Annotated in this window: 5 protein-coding genes; 1 reads left to right on the plus strand and 4 read right to left on the minus strand. The window is 62.9% G+C overall.

Annotated features, from left to right (window positions below; genetic code table 11):
• The 4 genes from sdhA to ACYP33_RS09205 all read right to left on the minus strand — a co-directional run.
• A partial coding sequence (sdhA, locus tag ACYP33_RS09190; protein ID WP_459621154.1) for a succinate dehydrogenase flavoprotein subunit occupies positions 1 to 1,597 on the minus strand: 1,597 nt, incomplete at its 3' end.
• A 3-nt stretch (positions 1,598 to 1,600) separates the two neighbouring features.
• The gene (gene sdhD / locus ACYP33_RS09195; protein WP_206128919.1) at positions 1,601 to 1,969 is read right to left on the minus strand and encodes a succinate dehydrogenase, hydrophobic membrane anchor protein; all 369 of its coding nucleotides are present in this window, start codon (positions 1,967 to 1,969) and stop codon (positions 1,601 to 1,603) included.
• Positions 1,970 to 1,973: 4 nt separating this feature from the next.
• On the minus strand, positions 1,974 to 2,390 hold the full coding sequence (gene sdhC / locus ACYP33_RS09200) for a succinate dehydrogenase, cytochrome b556 subunit (RefSeq protein WP_414441576.1): 417 nt from the start codon (positions 2,388 to 2,390) through the stop codon (positions 1,974 to 1,976).
• A 192-nt stretch (positions 2,391 to 2,582) separates the two neighbouring features.
• On the minus strand, positions 2,583 to 3,392 hold the full coding sequence (locus ACYP33_RS09205) for a GntR family transcriptional regulator (RefSeq protein WP_414449202.1): 810 nt from the start codon (positions 3,390 to 3,392) through the stop codon (positions 2,583 to 2,585).
• Positions 3,393 to 3,681: 289 nt separating this feature from the next.
• Here ACYP33_RS09205 and ACYP33_RS09210 point away from each other — a divergent pair, with 289 nt between their 5' ends.
• Positions 3,682 to 4,665, plus strand: a complete 984-nt coding sequence (locus tag ACYP33_RS09210; protein WP_414441574.1) for a malate dehydrogenase — start codon at positions 3,682 to 3,684, stop codon at positions 4,663 to 4,665.
• The last annotated feature ends 44 nt before the right edge of the window (positions 4,666 to 4,709 follow it).

The following is a 4,709-nucleotide window of genomic DNA, read 5'->3' on the forward strand; positions in this document are numbered from 1 at the left end:
CCGACACCATCGTGGCGCGCGCCACTTCGACGAGGTTCTCCACTTCGAGCGCTTCGACGCGCGCCGTGTTGAACACCTTCGACTTGTCTTTCAGGTGGATGTGCTTTGCACGCTCCGTGACCTGCTTGATGTCCTGCACGCCTTCGGCCAGCAGCGCCGAGGTGCGGAACACGCCGGCATGCTTCTGCATCGAACCGCGGATCTCGTTGGCGACGCTTTGCGCGTATTCGCCCGAGGTCGAGCTGTCGAGCTTCGCCAGACGCGACAACGCGAAATCGGCGGCATCCTTCGGCAGCGGCTTGTGCTCGCGCTGCTTCTTGACGTGTTCGACGATGTGGTTGCCGGCCGCACGGCCGAACACCACCAGGTCGAGCAGCGAGTTCGTGCCCAGGCGGTTCGCGCCGTGGACCGACACGCACGAGCATTCGCCGACCGCGTAGAAGCCGTTGACCGGATCTTCGTGGCCCTTCGAGGTGCCCACCACCTGACCGTGGATGTTGGTCGGGATGCCGCCCATCTGGTAATGGATGGTCGGCACGACCGGGATCGGTTCCTTGATGCAATCGACGTTCGCGAACTTCAGCGCGATTTCGCGGATCGACGGCAGACGCTTCAGGATCGTCTCGGCGCCGATGTGCGACAGATCGAGCAGCACGTGATCCTTGTTCGGACCCACGCCGCGGCCTTCCTTGATTTCCTGGTCCATCGAGCGCGACACGAAATCACGCGGCGCCAGATCCTTCAGGGTGGGCGCGTAGCGCTCCATGAAGCGTTCGCCGTCCGAGTTGCGCAGAATGCCGCCCTCGCCGCGCACGCCTTCGGTAATCAGCACGCCGGCACCGGCCACACCCGTCGGGTGGAACTGCCAGAACTCCATGTCCTGCAGCGCGATACCCGAACGCGCGGCCATGCCGAGGCCGTCGCCGGTGTTGATGAACGCGTTGGTGGAGGCTGCGAAGATCCGGCCCGCGCCGCCCGTGGCGAACAGCGTGGTCTTGCCTTCGAGGATGTAGACGTCGCCCGTTTCCATTTCGAGGGCCGTCACGCCGAGCACGTCGCCGTCGGCGTCGCGGATCAGGTCGAGCGCCATCCATTCGACGAAGAACTGGGTCTTCGCCGCGACGTTCTGCTGGTACAGCGTGTGCAGCAGCGCGTGACCGGTACGGTCGGCGGCCGCGCAAGCGCGCTGGACGGGCTTCTCGCCGTAGTTGGCGGTGTGACCGCCGAACGGACGCTGATAGATCGTGCCGTCGGCATTGCGGTCGAACGGCATGCCGAAGTGTTCGAGTTCGTAGACGGCGTTCGGGGCCTCACGGCACATGAACTCGATCGCGTCCTGGTCGCCGAGCCAGTCGGAACCCTTGATCGTGTCGTAGAAGTGGTAATGCCAGTTGTCTTCGCTCATGTTGCCGAGCGAAGCGCCGATCCCGCCTTGAGCGGCGACCGTGTGCGAACGCGTCGGGAACACCTTCGACAGCACGCAGACCGACAGGCCCGCACGTGCCAGTTGCAGCGATGCGCGCATCCCGGAGCCGCCCGCGCCGACGATGACCACGTCGAACTTGCGACGCGGCAGGGAAGTATTGATTGCAGCCATTCTTTACACTCTCCAGAGAATCTGCGCAGCGTAGCCTGCGCACGCGAGCAGCCAGACGATCGTCAGCGATTGCAGCAGCAGCCGCACGCCGACAGGCTTCACGTAATCCATCCAGATGTCGCGAATGCCGACCCAGGCGTGATAGAACAGCGCCAGCAGCGTCACGAACGTCGCGAGCTTCATCCATTGCGTCGCGAAGATCGATGCCCAGCCGTCATACGAAAAATCGCGTGCCGTAAAGAACCAGGCGAGCAGGATCACGGTATAGACCGCCATGATCACGCCGGTGATCCGTTGCGCGAGCCAATCGCGCAGGCCGTAGTGAGCGCCGACGACGAGGCGCTTCGAGCCGATTCGGTTGTTGCCTGACATTTTCTTAGAATGCTCCGAACAGTTTGAGCGCGACGATGGCGGTCAGGGCCAGCGAGACGACGAACACGATGATGGCCGTGCGCTTGCCGCTTTCCTTCGTGACGGCGTCGTGGTTGACGTCCATCAGCAGGTGGCGAATGCCGGCGCAGAAATGATGGAGGAACGCCCAGGACAGCACGAGGACGATCAGCTTGACGAGGATATTCGAGAGGAAGGCCTTGAAAACATCGAAGCTGAGCTCAGATGTCAGACTCTTGTCGAAGAGGAACAGCAGGAAAGGAAGAGCGAGAAACAGCAATGCACCGCTGACTCGATGGAAGATCGACAATTGCCCCGCGATAGGCAGGCGATAGTTGCGGGTGATGTCTCCGATGCCGATATTCCGGTATTCCGGCCTCGGTTTTCTTACTGCTTCAGTCATGCTAGACCCCTACGATGTAGTCACACTAATCCGCGATTTTAGCGCCTTTTTATGTCGCGCTGCAGCGAAAACCTGCTCAGGATACTTGCTCTGCAGCGAACAAAAGGCGGCCCAAAACGTGCTTCGCATGTGGGCGCGAGCCGTTTCTCACTTGCCTCTCGGCCGTTTCGACGACGGCCTCGATCAACCCGATCAACTCAGATCGTTCTGATAGTAATACCCGGTTGTGACATACCAACCTCGCCGTACCTCGACCGGGCGGTCTCCATAGGTATAGGACACGCGCTCGACCGACAGCAAAGGAAATCCGCCGGACACGCCCAGCAATTCGGCCACTGCCGGCTCCGCCGCCACCGCGCGCACCTTTTCGGTCGCGCGAATCATGCGGGTGCCGAACTCCGACTCGAACATCGCGTAGAGCGGCCCTTTATACTCGCTCAGGCGTTCGAACGTCAGCCCCCGAAAGGTCGCGCCGGACAACCAGATTTCGTCGAGCACCGTCGCCACGCCGTCGAACTCCAGCAGGCGGCGCACCTGAATTACCGGATCGGCCGGCTTCAGGTCCAGTTGGCGTGCGATCTCGGCGGGAGCGCGGGTGCGACGGCATTCCAGCAGGCGGCTCACGTGCGGATGTTCGACGCCGTCCTCGGCCAACAGCCGCAGGAAACGGAACTGCGCGCGCTCCTCGCTGTGCGTGGCCACGAACGTGCCCTTGCCCTGCCGGCGCACCAGCAGGTTGTCGGCCGCCAGTTCGTCGATCGCCTTGCGGACCGTGCCCTGACTCACCTTATAGCGAGCCGCCAGTTCGACCTCGCTGGGAATGATCTCGCCCGGCTTCCATTCACCCGATTCCAGCCCCTGCGTGATCAATGCCTTGATCTGCTGGTATAAAGGGCTGAACGTGGCCGATGGCACCGGTGACGACGCAGGCGCCGTCTCGCCGCCAGCCGTGGCCGGGCCGGGAGCGTTCGGGTTCGCCGCATTCGCCTGGTTGGATGTCATGGCGCGCATTTCAACACAAAGCCGAGTTTTTCGTCCACTCATTTCCCGCAATACATCTGTCTTATATAAGACATATGTTACCGTTTGACTTTGACCCACCTCCCTCCTACACTCCGGGGCGAGCCGGGGATCGCGGTTCGAAAGCGCTCGGGCCTTGTCCCAGGCCGGTTTCCGGCCACGGCGCAACGGTATCGCGAATCCTCCGCCCTGCTTCAACGCATTGCTACGCGTAACGCGCATAGAATGGCGTTCTGTTAGTTTCCTACGCTCATCGTCCTGGAGATTTCTCATGGCTAAGCCCGCAAAGCGCGTTGCCGTTACCGGCGCCGCAGGTCAAATCGCATACTCGCTACTGTTCCGCATCGCGAACGGCGACCTGCTCGGCAAAGATCAACCGGTCATCCTGCAACTGCTCGACCTCCCGCAAGCACAAGGCGCCGTCAAGGGCGTCGTGATGGAACTCGACGACTGCGCGTTCCCGCTGCTGTCGGGCGTCGTCATCACCGACGATCCCAAGGTTGCGTTCAAGGATGCCGACGTCGCGCTGCTGGTCGGTGCCCGTCCGCGTTCGAAGGGCATGGAGCGCAAGGACCTGCTGTCGGCCAACGCCGAGATCTTCACGGTCCAGGGCGCCGCGCTGAACGAAGTCGCCAGCCGCGACGTCAAGGTGCTGGTGGTCGGCAACCCGGCCAACACGAACGCCTACATCGCCATGAAGTCGGCGCCGGATCTGCCGAAGAAGAACTTCACGGCCATGCTGCGCCTGGATCACAACCGCGCGCTGTCGCAACTGGCCGCCAAGGCAGGCAAGCCGGTCGCATCGATCGAAAAGCTGGCCGTGTGGGGCAACCACTCGCCGACGATGTACCCGGATTTCCGTTTCGCATCGGCCGAAGGCGAATCGCTGCTGAAGCTGATCAACGACGACGTGTGGAACCGCGACACGTTCATCCCGACGGTCGGCAAGCGCGGCGCGGCGATCATCGAAGCGCGCGGCCTGTCCTCGGCTGCTTCGGCCGCCAACGCAGCGATCGACCACGTCCGTGACTGGGTCCTCGGCACGAACGGCAAATGGGTCACGATGGGCATCCCGTCGGACGGCACGTACGGCATCCCCGAAGACATCATCTACGGCGTGCCGGTGACCTGCGAAAACGGCGAATACAAGCGCGTCGAAGGCCTCGAAATCGACGCGTTCTCGCGCGAGAAGATGGACGGCACGCTGGCCGAGCTGCTCGAAGAGCGCGACGGCGTCGCCCATCTGCTGAAGTAAGGCAGCCCGGCGCGCGGCCCCGCCCCTGGCGGCCCGCGCGCCAC

Source organism: Burkholderia sp. 3C (assembly GCF_054589155.1).

What these genes read in the sequence shown, in the direction of transcription:
- sdhD (WP_206128919.1), bottom strand. Translation starts at nt 1,969, where the DNA reads ATGTCAGGCAACAACCGAATCGGCTCGAAGCGCCTCGTCGTCGGCGCT.
- sdhC (WP_414441576.1), bottom strand. Translation starts at nt 2,390, where the DNA reads ATGACTGAAGCAGTAAGAAAACCGAGGCCGGAATACCGGAATATCGGC.
- ACYP33_RS09205 (WP_414449202.1), bottom strand. Translation starts at nt 3,392, where the DNA reads ATGACATCCAACCAGGCGAATGCGGCGAACCCGAACGCTCCCGGCCCG.
- ACYP33_RS09210 (WP_414441574.1), top strand. Translation starts at nt 3,682, where the DNA reads ATGGCTAAGCCCGCAAAGCGCGTTGCCGTTACCGGCGCCGCAGGTCAA.